Below are 22,182 nucleotides of genomic sequence, written 5' to 3'. Positions count from 1 at the left end.
GGAGCCGCACGGCGGTGCAATGAAGTACGTACATGCGCACAACACCTGGCGGTGTGTGTAGCAGGGCCGGAGGGACTTGAACCCCCAACCGCCGGTTTTGGAGACCGGTGCTCTACCAATTGAGCTACGACCCTTTGTCAGTTACCCAACCTACCGCATCGTGAGACGCGGCCGGTGCGGACCAACGAGGAGTGAGCATACGTGGTCAGGGGCCCCTACGTCGAACAGAAACCGCGCCGACCTGCCGACGGGCGCGCGTACGACCGGGAATGACCGTTCCTGTCCGCTCCGTGAAACCTGTGTGCCCGCCGCCGAGACGGTCTGGGACGATGGCCGCATGAGCGCTGCTACCCCTCCCACCGAGCGTCGGGTCTCCGCCCGGATCGGTGCGATCTCCGAGTCCGCCACCCTCGCCGTCGACGCCAAGGCCAAGGCCCTCAAGGCCGCCGGCCGCCCGGTGATCGGTTTCGGCGCGGGCGAGCCCGACTTCCCGACCCCCGACTACATCGTCGAGGCGGCCGTGGAGGCCTGCAAGAACCCCAAGTACCACCGCTACACGCCGGCCGGCGGCCTGCCCGAGCTGAAGGCCGCCATCGCCGCCAAGACGCTGCGCGACTCCGGCTACGAGGTCGACGCGTCCCAGATCCTGGTGACCAACGGCGGCAAGCAGGCGATCTACGAGGCCTTCGCCGCGATCCTCGACCCGGGCGACGAGGTCATCGTCCCGGCGCCGTACTGGACGACGTACCCCGAGTCGATCCGCCTCGCGGGCGGCGTCCCGGTGGAGGTCGTGGCCGACGAGACGACCGGCTACCGGGTCTCGGTGGAGCAGTTGGAGGCGGCCCGCACGGAGAAGACCAAGGTCGTCCTCTTCGTCTCCCCCTCGAACCCGACCGGCGCCGTCTACAGCGAGGCCGACGCCGAGGCGATCGGCCGCTGGGCCGTCGAGCACGGCCTGTGGGTCCTGACGGACGAGATCTACGAGCACCTGGTCTACGGCGACGCGAAGTTCACCTCGCTGCCGGCGATCGTGCCCGAGCTGCGCGACAAGTGCGTCGTGGTCAACGGCGTGGCGAAGACGTACGCGATGACGGGCTGGCGCGTCGGGTGGATCGTGGGCCCGAAGGACGTCGTGAAGGCCGCCACGAACCTCCAGTCGCACGCCACGTCCAACGTGAGCAACGTCGCGCAGGTCGCCGCGCTCGCCGCCGTCTCCGGGAACCTGGACGCGGTCGCGGAGATGCGGACCGCCTTCGACCGGCGCCGCCAGACGATCGTGCGGATGCTGAACGAGATCGACGGCGTCCTCTGCCCGACCCCGGAGGGCGCGTTCTACGTGTACCCCTCGGTCAAGGAGCTGCTCGGCAAGGAGATCCGCGGCAAGCGCCCGCGGACCTCGGTCGAGCTGGCCGCCCTGATCCTGGACGAGGCCGAGGTCGCGGTCGTCCCGGGCGAGGCCTTCGGCACCCCGGGCTACCTGCGCCTGTCGTACGCGCTCGGCGACGAGGACCTGGTGGAGGGCGTGTCCCGGATCCAGAAGCTGCTGGCCGAGGCGACCGCCTGATCGCAGCCGCACACGGGCCCCGGTTCCCCGGAACCGGGGCCCGTTTCTGCGTTCGGGAGGACCCCGATCGGGGAAAGGGGCTGTCCTCGCCCGTTCGGGTGCGGCAGGATCGGCCGATGGAGCACGATTCCCGCGACCTCACCCTGTTGCCCAAGGCCCACCTGCACCTGCACTTCACCGGTTCGATGCGGCCCACGACGCTGATCGAGCTGGCCGACAAGTACGGCGTGCACCTCCCCGAAGCGCTGAGCAGCGGTACGCCGCCCAAGCTGCGGGCGACCGACGAGCGCGGCTGGTTCCGCTTCCAGCGGCTCTACGACATCGCCCGCTCCTGCCTGCGCGCGCCGGAGGACATCCGGCGGCTGGTCCGCGAGGCCGCCGAGGAGGACGTCAGGGACGGTTCGGGGTGGCTGGAGATCCAGGTCGACCCCACCTCGTACGCCCCGCACCTCGGCGGGCTCATCCCGGCCCTGGAGATCATCCTGGACGCGGTCGAGTCGGCGTCCCGGGAGACCGGGCTCGGGATGCGGGTCCTGGTGGCGGCGAACCGGATGAAGCACCCCCTGGAGGCCCGCACCCTGGCCCGTCTCGCGGTCCGGTTCGCGGACCGGGGCGTGGTGGGCTTCGGGCTCTCCAACGACGAGCGCCGGGGCATGGCCCGGGACTTCGACCGGGCGTTCGCCATCGCGCGTGACGGCGGCCTCCTGGCGGCCCCGCACGGCGGCGAGCTGACGGGCCCGGCGTCGGTGCGGGACTGCCTGGACGACCTGCGGGCGGCGCGGGTCGGCCACGGGGTGCGGGCGGCGGAGGACCCGCGGCTGCTGCGCAGGCTCGCCGAGCGCGGGGTGACCTGCGAGGTCTGCCCGGCGTCGAACGTGGCCCTCGGGGTGTACGAGAAGCACGAGGACGTACCGCTGCGGACCCTCTTCGACGCGGGGGTGCCGATGGCGCTCGGCGCGGACGACCCGCTGCTCTTCGGGTCGCGGCTCGCGGCGCAGTACGAGATCGCCCGCCGGCACCACGGCTTCACGGACGCGGAACTGGCGGAGCTGGCACGGCAGTCGGTGCGGGGTTCGGCGGCGCCCGAGGGGGTACGGGAGAAGCTGCTCGCGGGCATCGACGACTGGATCGGGTCCTGAACGGGCCCTGCCACGGGGGAGGCACGGGATGAGGCTCACCGTCTTCGGCGCGACCGGCGGCGTCGGCCGGGAGGTCGTCCGCCAGGCGCTGGCCGCGGGCCACGAGGTGACGGCGGTGGTGCGGAACCCGGCGCGGCTCGCGGTGACCGGTACGCGGCTCGTGGTCCGGCGGGCCGAGGACCTGTCGGACCCCGGGGAGCTGCGCGCGGCGGTCGCGGGCCGGGACGCGGTGCTCTCGGGCCTGGGCGCCAGGAGCCGGGCGGACGCGGGCGTGGCGGCCCGGCTGACCCGCTCGGTGCTCGCGGCCATGGAGGCGGAGAAGGTGCGCCGCCTCGTCGTGGTCAGCGCGGCCCCGCTGGGCCCGGTCCCGGCCGGGCAGGCCCTCGTGGACCGGGCGGCCCTCACGGTCGTGAGCGCGGTCCTGAAGGACGTCTACGCCGATCTGCGGGCCATGGAGGCCGACCTCGCCGCGAGCGACGCCGACTGGACGGCCGTGCGTCCGCCCCGGCTGACGGACGGTCCGGGCACCGGCCGCTACCGCACGGTCGTCGCCGGCACCCCGCCCCGGGGCCGCTTCCTGGCCCGCGCGGACGTGGCCCACGCGATGCTGGCGGTGATCGACGACCCGGCGACGGTCAAGCAGGGCGTGGGCGTCGCGTACTGAGGGGGCTCCCTCAGATCTCCACGCCGACGGTGACGGGCTCGTTGACGAGGGTGATCCCGAAGGCGTCCCTGACCCCGGCGACGACCTCGCGGGCGAGGGCGAGGAGGTCCTCGGTGGTCGCCCCGCCCCGGTTGGTGAGGGCGAGCGTGTGCTTGGTGGAGATCCGGGCGGGCCCGGAGCCGTACCCCTTGGTGAACCCGGCCCGGTCGATCAGCCAGGCCGCCGAGGTCTTCACCGCGTCGTCGCCCGCGGGGAAGGCGGGCGGGACGACGTCCGGGCCGAGGCGCTCGGCCACGCGCGCGAGGAAGGCCTCGTACTGTCCGGCCGTGAGGATCGGGTTGGTGAAGAAGGAGCCCGCCGACCAGGTGTCGTGGTCCTCCGGGTCCAGGACCATGCCCTTCCCGGCGCGCAGCTTCAGGACGGTCTCGCGGGCGGCGGCGAGCGGGACGCGGTCACCGGCCTCGACGCCGAGGGCGCGGGCGGTCTCGGCGTACTTGATCGGCGCGGAGAGCCCGTCGGCGTCCTCCAGGTCGAAGCGGACGCGCAGCACGACGTACCGCTCGGGGTGCTCCTTGAAGCGGCTGTGCCGGTACGAGAAGGCGCACTCGGCGTTGGTCAGCGTGACCGTCTCGCGGGTGGTCCGGTCGTACGCGACGACCTCGGTGACGGTGGCGGAGACGTCCTGTCCGTACGCGCCGACGTTCTGGATCGGGGTGGCCCCGGCCGAGCCGGGGATCCCGGCCAGGCACTCGATCCCGGCGAGCCCGGCCTCGACGGTCCGCGCGACGGCGTCCGTCCAGACCTCGCCGGCGGCCAGCTCGAGCCGGGTCCCGTCGAGCGAGAAGCCGGTGGTGGCGATCCGGAGCGCGGTGCCGTCGAAGCCCTTGTCCCCGATGACCAGGTTGGAACCGCCGCCGACGATCAGCAGCGGCGTCCCGGCGTCGTCGGCCTCGCGGACGGCCGCGACCACCTCGTCGTCGGTGGCGGCGGTGACGAGCCGGGAGGCGGGGCCGCCGAGGCGGAAGGTGGTGAGGGGGGCGAGGGGGGCGTCGTTGAGGAGCTGCACGGGGCCAAGAGTACGTTTCTCTGCTGCCACAGTAGAAAAGTAGAAGCCCCGGCGCCGTCGGGCACCGGGGCTCTCGTACGCACCCCTCAGGCGAGCCGCACCACGGCCCGGCTCATCCCCAGGACCTTCTGGCCCGCGCTGGTCGCGGTGAGGTCCACCCGTACGAGGCCGTCGTCCAGCTTGGCGGCGACCTTGGCGGCGACCTCGATCAGGGCGCCGGTGTCGTCGTCGGGGACGACGACGGGCTTGGTGAAGCGGACGCCGTACTCGACGACGGCGGCGGGGTCGCCGGTCCAGTCGGTGACGACGCGGATCGCCTCGGCCATGGTGAACATGCCGTGGGCGATGACGTCGGGCAGGCCGACCCCGACCGCGAACTTCTCGTTCCAGTGGATGGGGTTGAAGTCCCCGGAGGCACCGGCGTACCGGACGAGGGTGGCGCGGGTCACGGGAAACGACTGCGCGGGCAGTTCGGTGCCGACCTCGACCTCGTCGTAGGCGATCTTCGCGGTCATGGTCAGGCCTCCTCGGGCGCTCGGGAGACGAGCTTGGTCCAGGCGGTGACGACGTGCTCGCCGGTCTCGTCGTGGACCTCGCCGCGGATGTCCAGGATGTCGTTGCCGGCGAGGGACTTGATCGCCTCGATGGTGGAGGTGACCGAGAGCCGGTCCCCGGCCCGTACGGGGCGGGTGTAGACGAACTTCTGGTCGCCGTGGACGACCCGGCTGTAGTCGAGGCCGAGCTGCGGGTCCTCGACGACCTGTCCGGCCGCCTTGAACGTGATGGCGAACACGAAGGTGGGCGGGGCGATCGCGTCGGGGTGGCCGAGCGCCTTGGCCGCCTCGGCGTCGGTGTACGCGGGGTTGGCGTCCCCGATCGCCTCGGCGAACTCGCGGATCTTCTCGCGGCCGACCTCGTAGGGCGGGGTGGGCGGATAGGTCCGGCCCACGAAGGACTGGTCGAGCGCCATGGACTCGATACCTCCTGGATCTGTTGCCGACAAACGACACGAGGCCGCCCCCGGAATGGGGGCGGCCTCGTGTACGAGCCTGATTAGCGCGTCTCGCGGTGCGCGGTGTGCGAGTTGCAGCGGGGGCAGTGCTTCTTCATCTCAAGACGGTCCGGGTTGTTACGCCGGTTCTTCTTGGTGATGTAGTTCCGCTCCTTGCACTCCACGCAGGCCAGCGTGATCTTCGGGCGGACGTCGGTGGCAGCCACGTGAGTGCTCCTTGGACGGACGGTTGGACGGATGAACGCATAAAAGGGTAGCCGATCGAAGGACCGACCCCGCAATCGGCTACCGTGTGTAGCGGTGACCGGACTTGAACCGGTGACACAGCGATTATGAGCCGCTTGCTCTACCGACTGAGCTACACCGCTTTGATGATCCGGATCCCGCCCGAAGGCGGGTCCTTCTCACCAGAGCCCCAATACGGAATCGAACCGTAGACCTTCTCCTTACCATGGAGACGCTCTACCGACTGAGCTATTGGGGCGAGCGAGGAAGACATTACACGGTCTCCGGCCCATCTCCCAAATCCGTTTCCCCGCGACGATTCGGGCCCTCCCACCAGGCGTCACGTACGCCACACGTGCCCTCATCGGTACGCCCGTCGCGCCCCTCCCCGCAGGTCACCGCGGGCGCCCCTAGGCTCGGTCGCACGCCGCCCGACCCTGCCCCCGATCCCGTCCCCGAGGAGCGTTGAGGAGCCGGATGCCAGCCGACAGCAAGCAGCCCCAGCCGCCCGAGGAGGGGGCCGGGGCCGGCTCCGGCCCGACCTCGCTCCTGCTCTCGCACGCGCGGCTCGCCGACGGGCGGACCGTGGACGTGCGGCTCGTGGGCGACCGGATCGAGGCGGTCGGCACGGCGGGCAGCCTCGCGCCCGCGGCCGCGGGGGCCCGGGTGGACCTCACGGGGCATCTGCTGCTGCCCGCTCCCGCCGAGCCCCACGCCCACGCCGACACCGCGTTCTCCGCGGACCGGCCCGGCCCCGGCCCGTACGACGGGGAGGAGGTGCGGCGCCGGGCCACGGAGGCCGCGCTGCTCCAGCTCGGGCACGGGGCGACCGCGCTACGCGCGCACGTGCGGATCGACGACGGGCAGGGCCTCGGGCCGCTGGAGGAGGTGCTCCGGGCCCGGCGTTCGCTGCACGGACTCGGCGAGCTGCTGCCCGTCGCCGTGCCCCGGCTGCTGACCGGGACGGCGGGGGCGGACGGGCGGGCGCTGCTGCGGGACGCGGTGGGAAGGGGCGCGGTCGCGGTCGGCGGCCGTCCGGAACTGGACCCGGATCCGGCCGGGCACGTGGCGGCGGCCCTGGAGGTCGCGGCGGAGCACGGCGTACCGGTGGACCTGCACACGGAGGGTGACGATCCGGCGTGGCTGGCCCGGTTGGCGGCGATGGCCGGGGAGCTGGGGACGGGGGTGACGATCGGCCCGTGCGCGGGCCTCGCCCGCCTCCCCCCGGAGGTGGCGGGGCGGGCGGCGGAGCGGCTGGCGGCGGCCGGGGTGGGAGTGGTGTGCCTGCCGCAGGGCGGGTGCCGGGACGCGAGGTCGCGGGGCGTGGCGCCGGTGCGGCTGCTGCGGTCGGCGGGGGTGCGGGTGGCGGCCGGGAGCGGGGCGCTGCGGGACGCGGCCAATCCGGTGGGGCGCGGGGACCCGCTGGAGGCGGCGTACCTGCTGGCCTCGCAGGGCGGGCTCGCGCCGGAGGAGGCGTACGGGGCGGTGGGCGCGGAGGCGCGGGCGGTGCTGGGCCTTCCTGAGGTGCGGGTGGAGGCGGGCTTCCCGGCGGAGCTGCTCGCGGTGCGGGGCGAGCGGCTCGCGGGCGTGCTGTCCCTGGCGTACAGCCGGATCGTGGTGCACCGGGGGCGGGTGGTGGCGCGGACGAGCGCGGTGCGGGAGTACTGCGACTCGGCGGCGCTCGACCTGCCGCGGCAGGCGCGGACGAGGCGGCCGCCCGGGCCGGGGGGCCCTCGGGCCGGTCCCGTCGTACGGTCGTGAGTATGCGCATCGTCATCGCTGGAGGACACGGACAGATCGCCCTGCGCCTGGAGAGGCTGCTCTCGGCGGGCGGGCACGAGCCGGTGGGGATCATCCGCCGGCCCGAACAGGCGGCGGACCTGCGGGAGGCGGGTGCCGAACCCGTGGTCCTGGACCTGGAGACGGCGTCGTCCCCCCTGGTGGCCGACGCCCTGCGGGGCGCGGACGCGGTGGTCTTCGCCGCGGGCGCGGGCCCGGGCAGCGGGGTGGACCGCAAGGACACGGTGGACCGGGGGGCCGCGGTGCTCTTCGCGGACGCGGCGGAACGGGCGGGGGTGCGGCGGTACGTCGTCATCTCCTCGATGGGCGCGGACGCGTCCCACCCGGGCGAGGAGATCTTCGACGCCTATCTGCGGGCCAAGGGCGCGGCGGACGACGAGATCCGCTCCCGTACGGCCCTGGACTGGACGATCCTGCGCCCCGGCACCCTCACGAACGACGCGGGCACGGGCCTGGTCCGCCTGGAGGCCCGTACGGGCCGCGGCACGGTCCCCCGCGACGACGTGGCGGCGGTCGTCGCGGAACTCCTGGACACTCCGGCGACGTCCGGCCTCACCCTGGAACTGATCTCGGGCTCGACGCCGCTCTCGGTGGCGGTGAAGGCGGTGGCCGGAAACTGACCCGGAGCGGCACCGCACGCTCCGTACGACGAGAGAAGGTCCCCGGTACGAGTACCGGGGACCTTCGACATCGCGTGGCGGCGCCAGGATTCGAACCTGGGTAGGCTAAGCCGACGGATTTACAGTCCGCTCCCATTGGCCACTCGGGCACACCGCCATGGGATCGTCGCCTTGTAGATCCGCTTTTCGGCGGTGCTCCGTGGCAACGACGTAAACAATACCCGATCCCCGGGGGTGGTCCGCCACCGGTTTGATCAGCGGTTCGGGCCCCGGCTCGCCCCCTAGGCTTTGCGCTGTATCCACAGCACCCGAGCAAGGAGCCACGAGTCATGGCCGACTCCAGTTTCGACATCGTCTCCAAGGTCGATCGGCAGGAGGTCGACAACGCCCTCAACCAGGCCGTCAAGGAGATCTCGCAGCGTTACGACTTCAAGGGGACCAACGCCTCGATCTCCTGGTCGGGCGAGAAGATCCTCATGCAGGCGAACGGCGAGGAGCGGGTCAACGCGATCCTCGACATCTTCCAGTCCAAGCTGATCAAGCGGGGGATCTCGCTCAAGTCGCTGGACGTCGAGGGCGAGCCGCAGCTCTCCGGCAAGGAGTACAAGCTCTTCGCCTCGGTCACCGAGGGCATCTCCCAGGAGAACGCCAAGAAGGTCGCGAAGGCCATCCGCGACGAGGGCCCCAAGGGCGTCAAGGCGCAGGTGCAGGGCGACGAGCTGCGGGTCAGCTCGAAGAGCCGCGACGACCTCCAGGCCGTCCAGGCGCTCCTCAAGGGCAAGGACTTCGACTTCGCGATCCAGTTCGTGAACTACCGCTAGTCCCCCGTCGAAGGTCGTGTCCGAATCCCGCCGGACCCCTCGTCGGCGGCCCCGCACACTGGGTCGTGGAAGAGTCGTGCGGGAGAGGAAGCAGTCATGACCGTGTACGCGTACGTGGACGGCCCCCTGGGCGAGATGCTGCTGGTCGGGCGGCTCGCGCCGGGGGGTCGTGCCGTGCTGCGGTCGTTGTCCCTGCCGGAGCAGAAGGGCGCCGTCGTGGTCGAGGACGGCTGGACGCGCGCGCCCGGGGCCTTCGAGGAGGTCGCCGGGCAGTTGCGGGAGTACTTCGCCGGGGAGCGGGAGCGGTTCGAGGTGCCGGTCGACGGCGACGCCGGGACGGAGTTCCAGCGGCGCGTCTGGCGCGTGCTCGAAGACGTGCCGTACGGCACCACCGTCTCGTACGGGGAGGTCGCCCGGCGCGTCGGTTCGGCCGGGGCCGGGGTGCGGGCCGTGGGGACCGCGATCGGGCGCAATCCGCTGCTCGTGGTGCGGCCCTGCCACCGGGTGATCGGGGCCGATGGGGCCCTGCGCGGGTACGCCGCCGGGGTCGAGCGCAAGGAGCGCTTGTTGGGCCTGGAGGGGGTCCTGGTGTGAGTGAGGGGCTCTTTCCGCGGGATCGGGTCCTCGTGGCTCCCGGGGCCGTGCACGTGCCCGCGTGGCTCCCGTTCTCGCGGCAGCGGGAGCTGGTGGACGCCTGCCGGGAGTGGGGGCGCGGGCCCTTCCCGTACCGGCGGACCGTGCTGCCGGGCGGGGGCGTCATGTCGGTGCGCTCGCTGTGTCTGGGGCGGCAGTGGGTGCCGTACCGGTATCTCGACGCCGTCGGCCTCGCACTGCCCGGGTGGCTGGTCTCGCTCGGGCGGGAGGCCGTTGCCGAGGCCTACGGGGAGCACGGCGGTTTCACGCCCGACACCGCGCTCGTGAACTTCTACGCGCCCGGGGCGCGGATGGGGATGCACCAGGACCGGGAGGAGCGCTCCGGGGCGCCGGTGGTGTCGCTGAGCCTCGGGGACCGGTGCGTGTTCCGGTTCGGGAACGCGGAGGACCGGGGGCGGCCCTACCGGGACGTCGAGCTGGTCTCCGGGGACCTGTTCGTCTTCGGCGGGCCCTCGCGGTGGGCGCACCACGGGGTGCCCCGGGTGTTCCCCGGGACCGCCGAGCCCGGCCTCGGCGTGAAGGGGCGGCTCAACATCACCCTGCGGGAGACCGGGATCCCGTAGTCCTCAGTAGCTCTGGGGGACGTGGACGCCCGCGGCCCTGTCCGTGGAGACGATCTCCTTGCCGAGCGGCAGCAGCGAGACCGGGATCAGCTTGAAGTTCGCGATGCCCAGCGGGATGCCGATGATCGTGATGCAGAGGGCGATGCCGGTGGTGATGTGGCCGAGCGCCAACCACCAGCCGGCGAGGATCAGCCACAGGACGTTGCCCACGCAGGAGGGCGCGCCCGCGTCGCGGCGGTCGACGACCGTCTTGCCGAAGGGCCACAGGGCGTAGATCCCGATGCGGAAGGCGGCGAGCCCGAAGGGGATGCCGATGATCGTGATGCAGAGCAGGAGTCCCGCGAGCATGTAGCCGAGGAACATCCAGAATCCGCACAGGATCAGCCAAATGACGTTCAGGATCGTCTTCACGGGCGTCGACCTGCCATCTGTTCGAGCCGGGCGATGCGTTCGGCCATCGGCGGGTGGGTGGAGAACATCTTGGAGAGGCCCTGGCCGGGCCGGAACGGGTTCGCGATCATCATGTGGCTCGCGGTCTCGATCCGGGGCTCGGGCGGCAGCGGCAACTGCTTGGTGCCGGCCTCCAGCTTCCGCAGGGCGCCCGCCAGGGCGAGCGGGTCGCCGGTGAGCTGGGCGCCGGAGGCGTCGGCCTCGTACTCCCGGGAGCGGGAGATGGCGAGCTGGATGACCGAGGCGGCGATCGGGCCGAGGATCATGATCATCAGCATGCCGAGGAGACCGGGGCCGTCGTCGTCGTTGGAGCGGCCCACGGGGATCAGCCAGGCGAAGTTCACCAGGAACATGATCACGGAGGCGAGCGCGCCGGCGACCGAGGAGATGAGGATGTCCCGGTTGTAGACGTGGCTCAGCTCGTGGCCGATGACCCCGCGCAGCTCCCGCTCGTCCAGGAGGGCGAGGATGCCCTCGGTGCAGCAGACGGCGGCGTTGCGCGGGTTGCGGCCGGTGGCGAAGGCGTTGGGCGCCTGGGTCGGCGAGATGTAGAGCCGGGGCATGGGCTGGCGCGCCTGCGTGGAGAGCTCGCGCACCATCCGGTAGAGCGCGGGCGCCTCGAACTCGCTGACCGGGCGGGCGCGCATGGCCCGCAGCGCCAGCTTGTCGCTGTTCCAGTACGCGTACGCGTTGGTGCCGAGCGCCACGACGAGCGCGACGATCAGTCCCGTACGCCCGAAGAAGCTGCCGATGACGATGATGAGGGCCGAGAGCCCTCCGAGGAGGACGGCGGTCCTCAGCCCGTTGTGCCGGCGGTGCACGGTACGCCCTCCAGGTGGTGCGGCAGGGGAACCCTTTTCTCCGTGGTGGTCCACTCCTTCAGTGGACCCTCCCGTACTGGTCAACGCCAGGCGGGAGGTTCGGGTTCCCCCGGCCGCACCGGGGGTGGCCGTGGGCCGTTCGGGTGATCAGCGGGGCGCCGGGACCTCGACCTTCTCCAGGAGGGTGCCGACGGGCTCGACCTCGCCGGTGCAGAAGGCGCAGCGGGAGGCGATGGCCGGGATCTCGCTGTAGCAGTGGGGGCAGTCGCGCTTCTCCGACTTGGGGTCGGCCGCCGCCGCCTTGGCGAACTTGTGCTGGATCCCCGTCATCGGGACGACGATCAGGAAGTAGAGGACCGCCGCGGTGATGACGAAGGCGATGGTCGCGGAGATGGCCAGGCCGTAGGGGAAGACGGTCTTGCCGATGCTGAACGTCGCGTCGTTGAAGTTGCCGACGGAGCCGGTGGCGAGGCCGATGAGCGGGGTGATGAAGGCCTTGCTGAAGCCCGTGACGACGGAGGTGAACGCCGTTCCGACGGCCAGACCGATGGCCATCGAGATGACGTTCCCGCGAAGTATGAAGTCCTTGAATCCGTTCAGCACGGGGTCCTGCTCCTAGGTTCTGCTCGGATGGGGGTCAGAAGAGCGCCGTCGTCGCGAAGCGGAGGGCGAACTGCGGGTAGCCCGACAGGACGGCTCCGGCGGCGGCGGTCAGCGCGATCGCCAGGACGACCGGCACGGGGGGCCGGTGGGAGGGCCGGTGGTGGGGGGCGGCGCTGCCCTCCCGGGCCTCTTCCGGGGCTTCTGCCGGGGCCTCTCCCGGCGCTTCTGCCGGGGCTTCTTCCGGGGTGCGGAAGAGCAGGGCCGTCCAGCGGAGGTAGTAGGACAGCGCGATCACGACGTTGAGCGCCATGACCACGGCCAGCCAGCCCAGGCCCGCGTCGACGGCCGCCGAGAAGACGGTCACCTTGGCGAAGAGGCCGATGATACCCGGGGGCAAACCGGCCAGATTCAGGAGGAAGAAGGCGAGCGCGAGGGCGGCGGCGGGGTGCGTCGCGTACAGGCCCCGGTAGTCCTCGATCCGGTTCCGGGGGCGCACGCGCGCGACGAGCGCGACGACCGCGAAGGCGCCGAGGTTCACGACGGCGTACATCAGGGCGTACGCGACGGTGGCGCCGATCTGGTCGTCGCTGGAGTACGCGGCGGCCGCGATCGGCACCAGGAGGTAGCCGGCCTGGGCGACGGAGGACCAGGCGAGCAGCCGGACCGCGCTCCACGCGCGCGTGGAGAGCTGGCGCAGGGCGGCGACGTTCCCCGCGGTCATGGTGAGCGCGGCGAGGACGGCGAGCGCCGGGCCCCACACGTCCGCGTACGAGGGGAAGGCGACGACGGTCACCAGGATCAGGCCGGTGAAGCCGACGGCCTTGCCGACCACGGAGAGGTAGGCGGCGACGGGCAGCGGGGCGCCGACGTAGGTGTCGGGGACCCAGAAGTGGAAGGGGACGGCGGCCGTCTTGAAGGCGAAGCCGACGAGAGTGAGGGCGACGCCCGCCTCGGCGAGGGTCTGGAGCTGCCCGGGGACGTCGTCGAGGCGCTGGGCGATCTCCGTGAGGTGGAGGGTACCGGTCGTCGCGTACACGAAGCTCGCGCCGAGCAGGGTGACGGCGGTCGCGGTGACGGAGGAGAGGAAGAACTTGAGGGCGGCCTCGCCGGACATGCGGTCGCCGCGCTTGAGGCCGACGAGCGCGAAGGCGGGCAGGGAGGCCACCTCCAGGGCGACGACGAGGGTCGCGAGGTCCCGGGAGGCGGGCAGCAGGGCGGCTCCGGCGGCGGAGGAGAGCAGCAGGAACCAGTACTCGCCGGCCGGGAGCCTCTCCCGGGTCTCGTCCAGGGAGAGCAGCGCGGTGAGGAGCGCCCCGCCGAGGACGAGGAGCTGGACGACCAGGGTGAAGTGGTCGGCGGTGTAGCTGCACGCCGTGACCCGCGTGTCGGGGGTGAGGCAGAAGGTGGAGCGGTCGCCGGCCCGCAGCGGGACGAGGAGCGCGAGGGCGGCGACCAGGCCGCCGGTCGCGGTCCAGCCGAGGATCCGCTTGCGCTCCGGCGGGACGAAGAGGTCGGCGACGAGGACGGCGAGGGCGACCGCGGCCGTGAGGACGGGGGGCGCGATCGTGAGCCAGTCGACGGACTGGACGAGCTGCGACGTCACTGGGTGCCTCCGGCGAGGAGCTTCTGGACGGCCGGGTCGGTGAGGCCGAGGAGGACGGCGGGCCAGAGTCCGGCGAGGACGGTGAGGGCGACGAGCGGGGTCCAGGCGGCGAACTCGTACCCCTGGACGTCGGCGATCGGGGCCTCCCCGGCGGGCCGGGGGCCGCCCATGCAGACGCGGCGGACGACGATCAGGAGGTACGCGGCGGTGAGCAGGGTGCCGAAGGCGCCGATCGCCGTGAAGGTGAGGAAGGCGGGGCGGCTGAGGCCCTCGGCGGGGTCGAAGGCGCCGAAGAGGGCCAGCATCTCGCCCCAGAACCCGGCGAGGCCGGGCAGGCCGAGGGAGGCGACGGCGGCGAAGGCGAGGAGGGCGCCGAGGCGGGGCGCGCGGCCGTAGAGGGCGGCCCCGGTGGCGCCGGCGAGGGTGTCGAGGTCGGCGGTGCCGTACCGGTCCTTGACCGCGCCGGCCAGGAAGAAGAGCAGTCCGGTGACGAGGCCGTGGGCGACGTTGGCGAAGAGGGCGCCGTTGACCCCGGTGGGGGTCATGGTGGCGATGCCGAGGAGCACGAAGCCCATGTGCCCGACGGAGGAGTACGCGATGAGCCGCTTGAGGTCGCCCTTGGCGCCGGGGCGCGCGAGGGCGAGGCAGGCGAGCGAGCCGTAGACGATCCCGGCGACGGCGAAGGCGGCGAGGTACGGGGCGAAGGTCCGCATGCCGTCGGGCGCGATCGGCAGGACGATCCGGACGAAGCCGTACGTGCCCATCTTGAGCAGGACGCCGGCGAGGAGGACGGAGCCGACGGTGGGGGCGGCGGTGTGGGCGTCCGGGAGCCAACTGTGCAGCGGCCACATCGGGGTCTTCACCGCGAGCCCGATCCCGATCGCGAGGACGGCGATGACCTGCACGGACGCGGTCAGTCCGCGGCCGTTGTCAGTGGCGAGTGCCACCATGTCGAATGTGCCCGACTTCACACCGATGAGGAGGAGTCCGAGCAGCATGACGACGGAGCCGAGGAGCGTGTAGAGGACGAACTTCGTGGCGGCGGCGCGCCTGCCCTCGCCGCCCCAGCGGGCGATGAGGAAGTACATCGGGACGAGGACCGTCTCGAAGGCCAGGAAGAAGAGGACGAGGTCGAGGACGGCGAAGCTGGCGAGGGTGCCGGACTCCAGGACGAGGAGCAGGGCGACGAAGGCCTTGGGGGCGGGGCCCGCCGGGGGCCTGAAGTAGGAGTGGAGCGCGCAGAGGAAGCACAGGAGCGCGGTCAGGACCAGGAGGGGGAGGGAGATGCCGTCGACACCGAGGTGGATGCGCACGTCCAGTGCCCTGATCCACCTGATGTCCGTCGTGGCCTGCATCGTCGACGGGTGGTCGTGGTCGAAGCCGGCCGCGAGGACGAGGGTGGCGAGCAGGATCACGCCGGTGACGGTGACGCCGTGGCGCAGGACGGCCTGGTCGGGTGATGTCCCCTTCAGGCCCGGTGGGGCCGGTAGGAGGGCCGCGGCGGCGCCGAGGAGCGGTCCGGCGACGATCAACGCCAGAAGGAACTGCATCACGGATTCGCTGATATCGATCACGGCTCACGCTCCGGCGACGGCGTTGGCGAGGGCGACTGCGGCGATCGCCAGGACGACGGAGCCGGCGAGCAGGGCGCTCAGATAGGTCTGGACGTTGCCGGTCTGGGCGCGGCGGACGAGCCACCCCAGGCCCTTGGCGGAGCCGGCGGCGCCCCGGACGTAGGTGTCGACGACCTCGCGGTCCAGGAAGCGGACCAGGGAGGCGGCGGCGAGTACGGGGCGGACGAAGGCGGCCCGGTAGACGGCGTCCAGGTGGAAGCCGTCGGCGGCGGGGCGGTGCAGCGGTCCGAGGAGGGCGCGGCCGGGGTCGGCCGGGTCCTCGGCGGGGTGCGGCAGGTGCAGCGCCTCGGCCTCGACCAGGCCCGCGTCGGCGTCCGGGTGGGCGACGTGCTGGGTGGGGACGACGGGGGCCCGGGCGGCGAGGGTGCGCCAGACGGCGTAGGTGACGGCCGCTCCGGCGGCGGCGAGGCCGGTGCCGAGGACGGCGGTGACGAGGGTCGGGGCGAGCTCGTTCCCGTCGAACCAGTCGGGGAGGTACCGGACGGTCAGGCCGAAGCCGAGGGAGGGGACGGCCAGGACCCACAGGACGGAGGTCATGGCGATCGGCTGGCGGCCGTGATGGGGGGCCTCGGCGCCCCGGCCCCGGAAGGTGCGCAGCCAGAGGCGGAGGGCGTAGGCGGCGGTGAGGAGGGCGGTCAGGAGGCCCGCGACGAGGACGGTCCAGCCGGCTCCGGCGGGGGCGACGGTCCGGTCCCCGAGCGCGGTGTGCTCGGCGGCCACCAGGACGGCCTCCTTGGAGAAGAAGCCGGCGAAGGGCGGGAGCGCGGCGAGCGCGAGGAGGGCGACGGTCATCGTCCAGTACGCGTCCGGGATCCGCTTCGCGAGGCCGCTCATGCGGGACGTGGCGGTCAGCGAGTTCGTACCGGCGGCGTGGATGACCACGCCGGCGGCGAGGAAGAGCAGCGCCTTGAAGGCGGCGTGCGAGAGGAGGTGGAAGACGGCGGCGCCCCGGTCGCCGACGGCGAGGGCTCCGGCCATGTAGCCGAGCTGGCCGATCGTCGAGTAGGCGAGGACCCGCTTGATGTCGTCCTGGGCGAGCGCGGCGAGCGCCGAGCCGACCATGGTGACCGCGGCCGTCACGGCGAGGACGGTCATCGCGGCGGCGGAGGCGGCGAAGACGGGGAGCAGCCGGGCCGTGAAGTAGATGCCGGCCGCGACCATCGTGGCGGCGTGGATGAGCGCGGAGACGGGGGTGGGGCCCGCCATGGCGTCCGGGAGCCAGGTGTGCAGCGGGAACTGGGCGGACTTGCCCGCGACGCCGGCGAGCAGCAGCAGCGCGATGAGGGTGGGGTGGTCGAGGCCGCCGGTCGCGACGGCGCCGAGGACGCCGGTGATCCGGAAGGTGCCGGCGTCGGCGGCGAGCGCGAAGAGGCCGATGAGGAAGGGAACGTCGCCGAGCTTGGTGACGAGGAAGGCCTTGAGGGAGGCGGACCGGGCCTCGGGGGTCTCCCAGTAGTGGCCGACGAGGAAGTACGAGCAGATGCCCATGACCTCCCAGCCGACCAGGAGCACCATCAGGTCGCCGGAGTAGACGACGAGGAGCATCGCGGCGGTGAAGAGGGAGACGAGCGCGGCGTACGAGGAGTAGCGGGGGTCCTCGCGGAGGTAGCCGGTCGAGTAGATCTGCACGCAGGTCGCGACCACCCCGACCAGGACGGCGACGAGGGCGGCGAAGCCGTCGACGTGCAGGGCCAGGTCGATCGGGACCGAGCCGGTGGGGGTGAGCTGGGTGGCGGCGTCGATCGCCTTCCCACCGCCCTGACGGACCGCCACGAGCACGGCCAGGACGGCGGCGGCGAGGGTCGGGAGGACGGCGAGGGGGCGGACGAAGCCGGGGGCGGTGCGGCCGAGGAGGAGCCCGGCGGCGGCACCGAGGAAGGGGAGGAGGGGGACGAGGACGGCGAGGGTGGTCGTGGTCACGCGGCGGCCTCGGTCTTCTCGTCGGAGGTCTTGTCCGGGTCCGGGTGCTCCGCCGTGTCGCGGAGGCGGTCGATGTCCGAGGTGCCGCGGTTGCGGTGGACCATCAGGACGATCGCGAGGCCGATGCCGATCTCCGCGGCGGCGACGGCGATGGTGAAGAGGGTGAGGGCCTGGCCGGCGTGGAGGGCGTCGCGGAGCCAGACGTCGAAGGCGACGAGGTTGAGGTTGACGGCGTTGAGCATGAGCTCGACGGACATCAGGACGAGGATCGCGTTGCGGCGGGCGAGGACGCCGTAGAGGCCGGTGCAGAAGAGGAGGGCGGCGAGGACGGCGGGGTAGGCGAGGTGCATCAGCGGACGCCTCCGGCCTTCGTCGCGGTCTTCCCCGTGTCCTTCTTGCCGGTGTCCTTCTCGTCGGTGTCCTTCTCGTCGGTGTCCTTCTTCCGGGAGAGGACGATCGCGCCGACCAGGGCGGCCAGGAGGAGCACGGACAGCGCCTCGAAGGGCAGCACCCAGTGCCGGAAGAGGATCGAACCGGTCACCTCGGTGGAGCCCTGGACGGCTCCGTCGAGGTCGATCCAGGTCGTGCGGAAGGCGTCGACGACCACCCAGACGAGCGCGGCCGCGGCGGCCAGGGCCACGGCGAGGGCGACCGGGCGGTTGGCCGAGTCGGTGTCCGGGGAGCGGCCGATGGGGGCCTTGGTGAGCATGAGGCCGAAGAGGAGGAGGACGACGACGGAACCGACGTAGATCAGCACCTGGACCCAGGCGATGAACTCGGCGGTCAGGAGCAGGTACTCGACCGCGAGGCCGCCGAGGGCCACGACCAGCCAGAGGGCGGCGTGCACCAGGTGGCGGGTGGTGACGGTGACGACGGCGGCGCCGAGGGTGACGAGGCCGACGAGGAGGAAGGCGATCTCCACGCCGGTGGGCGAGAGGAAGCCGTGTTCCTCTGCGGTTCGTGCCGCTTGTACTGCTGTCAGGATCACCGCTGTTCCCCTTCGGCCGCCGCCGCTGCCTTCTCCGCCGCCTTGCGGGCGGCGGCGATCTCCTTCGGTTCCTCCGCGCGCGGGTCGAGCGCGGGGGGTTCCGGGACCGTCCACATCCACTCGCGGAGCTTGTCGCGCTCGTGCGTCAGCTCGTGGATGTCGGTCTCCGCGTACTCGAACTCGGGCGACCAGAACAGCGCGTCGAAGGGGCAGACCTCGATGCAGATGCCGCAGTACATGCAGAGCGCGAAGTCGATGGCGAAGCGGTCGAGGACGTTCCGGCTGCGTTCGCGGCCGCCGGGGGCGGCGGGCGGCACCGTCTCCTTGTGGGAGTCGATGTAGATGCACCAGTCGGGGCACTCGCGGGCGCAGAGCATGCAGACCGTGCAGTTCTCCTCGAACAGGCCGATGACCCCGCGGGTGCGGGGCGGGAGTTCGGGCTGCACGTCGGGGTACTGCGCGGTGTGCGAGCGCTTCGTCATCGTGCGGAGGGTGACGGCGAGGCCCTTGGCGAGGCCGGAGCCGGGGATGCCGGGCCGGGAGGGCGGGAGAAGAGGGGCCATTACTGGATCGCCACCTTCACGATGCCGGTGAGCGCGATCTGCGCGAGGGCGAGCGGGACGAGCGTCGTCCAGGCGAGGCGCTGGAGCTGGTCCTCGCGCAGGCGCGGGTAGCTGACCCGCAGCCAGATGACGACGAAGGCGAGGACGGCGGTCTTCAGGAGGGTCCAGACCCAGCCGAGGCCGTCGGCGCCGAGGGGGCCGTGCCAGCCGCCGAGGAAGAGGACGGTGGTGAGGCCGCAGAGGACGACGATGCCGGCGTACTCCGCGAGCAGGAAGAGGGCGAAGCGGAGGCCGGTGTACTCGGTGTACGCGCCGAAGATGATCTCCGAGTCCGCGACCGGCATGTCGAACGGCGGCCGCTGGAGCTCGGCGAGGCCGGCCACGAAGAAGACGAGCGCGCCGACGATCTGCCAGGGCACCCACCACCACGCGAAGGCGTTCAGGATGCCGGGGAGGGAGACGGTGCCGGCGGCCATCGCGACGGAGGCGGCGGCGAGGAGCATCGGGAGCTCGTACGCGAGGAGCTGGGCGGCCGTCCGCAGGCCGCCGAGCAGCGAGAACTTGTTCGCGGACGCCCAGCCGGCCATGAGGCTGCCGAGGACGCCGACGCCCATCACGGCGAGCACGAAGAAGATGCCGGCGTCGACGACCTGCCCGACGGCCCCCTCGCCCGGGCCGACCGGGATCGCGACGAGGACGAGGAGGTACGGGAGGAGGGCGACGGCCGGCGCGAGCTGGAAGACCCGCCGGTCGGCGTCCTTCGGGACCACGTCCTCCTTCTGCGCGAACTTCACGCCGTCGGCGACGAGCTGGGCCCAGCCGTGGAAGCCGCCGGCGTACATGGGGCCGAGGCGGCCCTGCATGTGGGCCATGACCTTGTGCTCGGTCTGGCCGACGACGAGCGGCAGCACGAGGAAGACGGCGAAGACGACGAGGAGCCGGAGGGCGACGTCGAGTACGTCGTTCACGCGGGATCGCCTCCGGCGGGGTGGGTGGGGTCGGTGGGGTCGGGGTCGATGGGCTTTTCCTTGCCGGGCTCGGCACCCTTGCCGGGTTCGGCGTCCGTGCCGGGTTCGGCCGGGGCGGGCTCGGCCGGGGCGGGTTCGGCCGGGGCGGTCGGCTCGGTGGCGGTGTCCGGCTCCGCCGGAGTTGCCGGGGCCTCCTGCGGGGCCGGTGCGGTGTCCTGTTCCGCCGGGGCCGCCGGTTCCTCGTCGAAGGCCGGGCGGGCGTGGTGCCAGGGGGCGTCCGAGCTGCGGTGGGCGCGGGGGGTCCTCGGTTCCTGGGGCGCCTGGCTCGCGGAGCCGTCGGCCGCCGAGCGGGAACGGCGCGGCGTGCGGGCCGCCCCGGGCGGAGTGCCCTCCGTCGCGTCCGGCGCCGTCGACCGGCTCACGGAGCCGTCCGAGGCCGAGCGGGAGCGGCGTACCGGAGCACCCGGCTCCCCCACCGCCTGGCTCGCGGAGCCGTCCGACGCGGAGCGGGAGCGGCGCGGCGGGCGCGGTGCCTCGGGCGGGGTCTCCCCCGCCGCGTCCCCCGCGGGCGCCTGGCTGACCGAGCCGTCCGACGCGGAGCGGGAGCGGCGCGCCGGAGTGCCCGGTTCCTCCGCCGTCCGGCTCGCCGGACCCTCCGGCACCGAGCGGGTCCGGCGGGCCGGGGCCGTCGTCGGGTCCTGGCTCGCCGAGCCCTCCGACGCCGAACGGGCACGACGTACCGGGGGCGTCGCCGTCGGGTCGGCCGGGGTGGTGTCCGTCGTCGTGCGGGTGCGGCGGGCCGGGCGTTCGGCGCGGGTGGGGGCCGGGGGGAGCTGGCCCTTGAGGGGGCCCCACTCGTTGGGGTCCGGGACGCCCGGGGGAAGCATCTGGCGGCGCTTGGGGCCGCCTTCGTGCGACTCGCCCGGCTCCTTCGCGCCCGGCCACGCCTTGGCGACCCGGGCCGCGAGGACGAAGTCCTTGCGCAGCGGGTGGCCCTCGAAGTTCTCGGGGAGGAGCAGCGGGACCAGGTGCGGGTGGCCCGTGAAGTCCACGCCGAACATCTCGTGGGTCTCGCGCTCGTGCCAGCCCGCGCCCGCGTACACCTCCACCGCCGTGGGGAGGACGGGGGCGGAGTGCGGGACCGTCGTACGGACGAGGAGGCGGCGGGGAGAGCCGCCCTCACCGGCACCGCCCCCGCCGAGCGCCACCACGTGGGCGCAGACCCGGATCCCCGTGCCCGGCTCGTCGACCGCGCTCAGCCAGTCGAAGTAGGTGCAGCCCAACGCGTCACGGGCCGTCGTCAGGGCCGTGGTCCAGGAGGCCGGCGGGACGTCGACCGTCAGCAGGTCGTACGCCCGTTCCGCCGTCGACTCCTCGCCGAAGACCTCCGTCACCGACTCCGGGAGGGTGTCGTACGCGTTCATGCCGTGCCTCCCGGCGGGGGCGTCAGCGGGCTCGTCAGTTCCGCGACCGAGGGGGACGCCGCGTACCGCTCCGCCAGGCTCTCCCGCGCGATCTTCTCCTGGAGCTTGAGGATGCCCTGGAGCAGCGCCTCGGGCCGGGGCGGGCAGCCCGGTACGTACACGTCGACCGGGATGATCTGGTCGACGCCCTTCGTCACGGAGTACGAGTCCCAGTACGGGCCGCCGCAGTTGGAGCAGGCGCCGAAGGAGATGACGTACTTCGGCTCGGGCATCTGCTCGTAGAGGCGCTTCACGGCCGGTGCCATCTTGTCCGTCACCGTGCCCGAGACGATCATCAGATCGGCCTGGCGCGGGCCGGGCGCGAAGGGGATCACGCCGAGGCGGATGAAGTCGTGGCGGGCCATCGACGCGGCGATGAACTCGATCGCGCAGCAGGCGAGGCCGAAGTTGAAGACCCACAGGCTGTAGCGGCGGCCCCAGTTGAGGACCACCTTCATCGGCTCCGGGGCAAGGCGGGCGAGCGCGCCCAGCTTCGGAGCGGGCAGGGCCACGGGGCCGGGGCCGGATCCGGTTTCGGGTGTTACGTCCACGTCAGGACGCCCTTCTTGTACGCGTAGAGCAGCCCCACGGCCAGGAAGCCGAGGAAGACGAACATCTCGACCAGGGTCGTGGCGCCGTAGCCGGGCGCGGCGAAGACCGTCGCCCAGGGGAAGAGGAAGATCGAGTCGACGGCGAAGATCACGTAGAGGAAGGCGTACACGTAGTAGCGGACCTGGGTGTGCGCCCAGCCCTCCCCCACGGGGTCGACGCCGCACTCGTACGTGAGGAGCTTCTCGGGCGTCGGCACGACGGGCCGCAGCAGCCTGCCCGCGCCGAACGCCACGGCGACGAAGAGCACGCCGACGACGGCGAGCAGGCCGACGACGGAGTACGTCTGGAAGTAGTCCGCCGCGTCGGCCGCGACAACGGTCGGTTCCCGCACGTCCGCCCCTCGGTCCAGGTGCCCCATGGGTCACTTCTGTTCTGTACGCATCTGTACGCACGCGAGTCTAGGCCCTGCTAAAGGGACCGTAAGCAGTC

25 protein-coding genes and 4 tRNA genes are annotated in these 22,182 nt (G+C 72.6%); 8 read left to right on the top strand and 21 right to left on the bottom strand.

The window, feature by feature from the left end; translation table 11 throughout:
- Positions 1 to 61: 61 nt before the first annotated feature.
- Positions 62 to 134 (bottom strand) — tRNA-Trp (locus ACFYNX_RS16260).
- Between the two features lie 203 nt (positions 135 to 337).
- Here ACFYNX_RS16260 and ACFYNX_RS16255 point away from each other — a divergent pair.
- The 3 genes from ACFYNX_RS16255 (at position 338) to ACFYNX_RS16245 (ending at position 3,367) form a co-directional block, all read left to right on the top strand.
- A complete protein-coding gene (locus ACFYNX_RS16255; RefSeq protein WP_365542620.1) occupies positions 338 to 1,564 on the top strand; it encodes a pyridoxal phosphate-dependent aminotransferase in 1,227 nt (408 codons plus the stop codon).
- Between the two features lie 116 nt (positions 1,565 to 1,680).
- Positions 1,681 to 2,703 (top strand): adenosine deaminase, encoded by a 1,023-nt coding sequence (locus ACFYNX_RS16250; protein ID WP_365542621.1) that lies wholly within the window; start codon positions 1,681 to 1,683, stop codon positions 2,701 to 2,703.
- Between the two features lie 28 nt (positions 2,704 to 2,731).
- Positions 2,732 to 3,367, top strand: a complete 636-nt coding sequence (locus ACFYNX_RS16245; protein WP_365542623.1) for an NAD(P)H-binding protein — start codon at positions 2,732 to 2,734, stop codon at positions 3,365 to 3,367.
- Positions 3,368 to 3,377: 10 nt separating this feature from the next.
- Here the strand turns inward: ACFYNX_RS16245 and ACFYNX_RS16240 are convergent, their stop codons facing one another.
- The 6 genes from ACFYNX_RS16240 to ACFYNX_RS16215 all read right to left on the bottom strand — a co-directional run bounded on the left by ACFYNX_RS16240 (position 3,378) and on the right by ACFYNX_RS16215 (position 5,929).
- Positions 3,378 to 4,433 carry a UDP-N-acetylmuramate dehydrogenase gene (locus ACFYNX_RS16240; RefSeq protein WP_365542625.1) on the bottom strand — a complete coding sequence of 352 codons (1,056 nt, stop codon included), beginning with the start codon at positions 4,431 to 4,433 and terminating at the stop codon, positions 3,378 to 3,380.
- Positions 4,434 to 4,519: 86 nt separating this feature from the next.
- The gene (locus ACFYNX_RS16235) at positions 4,520 to 4,948 is read right to left on the bottom strand and encodes a MaoC family dehydratase (protein ID WP_125657841.1); all 429 of its coding nucleotides are present in this window, start codon (positions 4,946 to 4,948) and stop codon (positions 4,520 to 4,522) included.
- Between the two features lie 2 nt (positions 4,949 to 4,950).
- The gene (locus ACFYNX_RS16230) at positions 4,951 to 5,403 is read right to left on the bottom strand and encodes a MaoC family dehydratase N-terminal domain-containing protein (RefSeq protein ID WP_388662011.1); all 453 of its coding nucleotides are present in this window, start codon (positions 5,401 to 5,403) and stop codon (positions 4,951 to 4,953) included.
- Between the two features lie 83 nt (positions 5,404 to 5,486).
- On the bottom strand, positions 5,487 to 5,651 hold the full coding sequence (gene rpmG / locus ACFYNX_RS16225) for a 50S ribosomal protein L33 (protein WP_003956487.1): 165 nt from the start codon (positions 5,649 to 5,651) through the stop codon (positions 5,487 to 5,489).
- A gap of 89 nt (positions 5,652 to 5,740) precedes the next feature.
- Positions 5,741 to 5,813, bottom strand: a tRNA-Met gene (locus ACFYNX_RS16220).
- 43 nt (positions 5,814 to 5,856) lie between these two features.
- A tRNA-Thr gene (locus tag ACFYNX_RS16215) sits at positions 5,857 to 5,929 on the bottom strand.
- Positions 5,930 to 6,147: 218 nt separating this feature from the next.
- On the opposite strand from ACFYNX_RS16215, the gene ACFYNX_RS16210 reads away from it, so the two are divergent.
- Both ACFYNX_RS16210 and ACFYNX_RS16205 read left to right on the top strand, forming a co-directional pair.
- Positions 6,148 to 7,431, top strand: coding sequence for an amidohydrolase family protein (locus ACFYNX_RS16210; RefSeq protein ID WP_388662009.1), 1,284 nt, complete (start codon positions 6,148 to 6,150; stop codon positions 7,429 to 7,431).
- A 2-nt stretch (positions 7,432 to 7,433) separates the two neighbouring features.
- Positions 7,434 to 8,090 carry an SDR family oxidoreductase gene (locus ACFYNX_RS16205; protein ID WP_388662007.1) on the top strand — a complete coding sequence of 219 codons (657 nt, stop codon included), beginning with the start codon at positions 7,434 to 7,436 and terminating at the stop codon, positions 8,088 to 8,090.
- Positions 8,091 to 8,165: 75 nt separating this feature from the next.
- On the opposite strand, the gene ACFYNX_RS16200 is transcribed toward ACFYNX_RS16205, so the two are convergent.
- Positions 8,166 to 8,247, bottom strand: a tRNA-Tyr gene (locus ACFYNX_RS16200).
- A 172-nt stretch (positions 8,248 to 8,419) separates the two neighbouring features.
- Here ACFYNX_RS16200 and ACFYNX_RS16195 point away from each other — a divergent pair.
- From ACFYNX_RS16195 to ACFYNX_RS16185, 3 genes are all read left to right on the top strand, one after another.
- Complete coding sequence (locus ACFYNX_RS16195) at positions 8,420 to 8,911, top strand: YajQ family cyclic di-GMP-binding protein (protein WP_365542632.1); 492 nt, start codon at positions 8,420 to 8,422, stop codon at positions 8,909 to 8,911.
- Positions 8,912 to 9,007: 96 nt separating this feature from the next.
- Positions 9,008 to 9,505, top strand: coding sequence for a methylated-DNA--[protein]-cysteine S-methyltransferase (locus ACFYNX_RS16190; RefSeq protein ID WP_365542634.1), 498 nt, complete (start codon positions 9,008 to 9,010; stop codon positions 9,503 to 9,505).
- Positions 9,502 to 10,128, top strand: coding sequence for an alpha-ketoglutarate-dependent dioxygenase AlkB (locus ACFYNX_RS16185; protein WP_365542635.1), 627 nt, complete (start codon positions 9,502 to 9,504; stop codon positions 10,126 to 10,128). The genes ACFYNX_RS16190 and ACFYNX_RS16185 overlap by 4 nt, the downstream gene beginning before the upstream one ends.
- Positions 10,129 to 10,131: 3 nt before the next feature.
- On the opposite strand, the gene ACFYNX_RS16180 is transcribed toward ACFYNX_RS16185, so the two are convergent.
- The 13 genes from ACFYNX_RS16180 to ACFYNX_RS16120 form a co-directional block, all read right to left on the bottom strand.
- Complete coding sequence (locus ACFYNX_RS16180) at positions 10,132 to 10,539, bottom strand: YccF domain-containing protein (RefSeq protein WP_125668186.1); 408 nt, start codon at positions 10,537 to 10,539, stop codon at positions 10,132 to 10,134.
- Positions 10,536 to 11,399, bottom strand: coding sequence for a zinc metalloprotease HtpX (htpX, locus tag ACFYNX_RS16175; RefSeq protein ID WP_125668185.1), 864 nt, complete (start codon positions 11,397 to 11,399; stop codon positions 10,536 to 10,538). The genes ACFYNX_RS16180 and htpX overlap by 4 nt, the downstream gene beginning before the upstream one ends.
- A gap of 147 nt (positions 11,400 to 11,546) precedes the next feature.
- A complete protein-coding gene (locus ACFYNX_RS16170) occupies positions 11,547 to 12,002 on the bottom strand; it encodes an MscL family protein (protein WP_125668184.1) in 456 nt (151 codons plus the stop codon).
- A gap of 34 nt (positions 12,003 to 12,036) precedes the next feature.
- A complete protein-coding gene (locus ACFYNX_RS16165) occupies positions 12,037 to 13,605 on the bottom strand; it encodes an NADH-quinone oxidoreductase subunit N (RefSeq protein WP_388662004.1) in 1,569 nt (522 codons plus the stop codon).
- Positions 13,602 to 15,155, bottom strand: coding sequence for a NuoM family protein (locus ACFYNX_RS16160; protein WP_388662560.1), 1,554 nt, complete (start codon positions 15,153 to 15,155; stop codon positions 13,602 to 13,604). Before ACFYNX_RS16160 ends, ACFYNX_RS16165 begins: the two co-directional genes overlap by 4 nt.
- Positions 15,156 to 15,182: 27 nt before the next feature.
- Positions 15,183 to 17,159, bottom strand: coding sequence for an NADH-quinone oxidoreductase subunit L (locus ACFYNX_RS16155; protein ID WP_388662002.1), 1,977 nt, complete (start codon positions 17,157 to 17,159; stop codon positions 15,183 to 15,185).
- Positions 17,156 to 17,509 carry an NADH-quinone oxidoreductase subunit NuoK gene (gene nuoK / locus ACFYNX_RS16150; protein ID WP_365542642.1) on the bottom strand — a complete coding sequence of 118 codons (354 nt, stop codon included), beginning with the start codon at positions 17,507 to 17,509 and terminating at the stop codon, positions 17,156 to 17,158. The genes ACFYNX_RS16155 and nuoK overlap by 4 nt, the downstream gene beginning before the upstream one ends.
- The gene (locus ACFYNX_RS16145; RefSeq protein WP_388662000.1) at positions 17,509 to 18,147 is read right to left on the bottom strand and encodes an NADH-quinone oxidoreductase subunit J; all 639 of its coding nucleotides are present in this window, start codon (positions 18,145 to 18,147) and stop codon (positions 17,509 to 17,511) included. Before ACFYNX_RS16145 ends, nuoK begins: the two co-directional genes overlap by 1 nt.
- Positions 18,144 to 18,710, bottom strand: coding sequence for a NuoI/complex I 23 kDa subunit family protein (locus tag ACFYNX_RS16140; RefSeq protein WP_388661998.1), 567 nt, complete (start codon positions 18,708 to 18,710; stop codon positions 18,144 to 18,146). Before ACFYNX_RS16140 ends, ACFYNX_RS16145 begins: the two co-directional genes overlap by 4 nt.
- The gene (locus ACFYNX_RS16135) at positions 18,710 to 19,678 is read right to left on the bottom strand and encodes a complex I subunit 1 family protein (protein ID WP_365542648.1); all 969 of its coding nucleotides are present in this window, start codon (positions 19,676 to 19,678) and stop codon (positions 18,710 to 18,712) included. Before ACFYNX_RS16135 ends, ACFYNX_RS16140 begins: the two co-directional genes overlap by 1 nt.
- Positions 19,675 to 21,102 (bottom strand): NADH-quinone oxidoreductase subunit C, encoded by a 1,428-nt coding sequence (locus ACFYNX_RS16130; protein WP_388661996.1) that lies wholly within the window; start codon positions 21,100 to 21,102, stop codon positions 19,675 to 19,677. The genes ACFYNX_RS16135 and ACFYNX_RS16130 overlap by 4 nt, the downstream gene beginning before the upstream one ends.
- Positions 21,099 to 21,692, bottom strand: a complete 594-nt coding sequence (locus tag ACFYNX_RS16125) for an NADH-quinone oxidoreductase subunit B family protein (protein ID WP_365542652.1) — start codon at positions 21,690 to 21,692, stop codon at positions 21,099 to 21,101. Before ACFYNX_RS16125 ends, ACFYNX_RS16130 begins: the two co-directional genes overlap by 4 nt.
- Positions 21,683 to 22,111: an NADH-quinone oxidoreductase subunit A gene (locus ACFYNX_RS16120; RefSeq protein WP_199836967.1), complete on the bottom strand. Its 429-nt coding sequence runs from the start codon at positions 22,109 to 22,111 to the stop codon at positions 21,683 to 21,685. The genes ACFYNX_RS16125 and ACFYNX_RS16120 overlap by 10 nt, the downstream gene beginning before the upstream one ends.
- Positions 22,112 to 22,182: the final 71 nt, after the last annotated feature.

The sequence above is a fragment of the Streptomyces sp. NPDC007872 genome, assembly GCF_042868165.1.
Taxonomy (GTDB): domain Bacteria; phylum Actinomycetota; class Actinomycetes; order Streptomycetales; family Streptomycetaceae; genus Streptomyces.
This window is presented reverse-complemented; position numbering and strand designations above follow the sequence as displayed.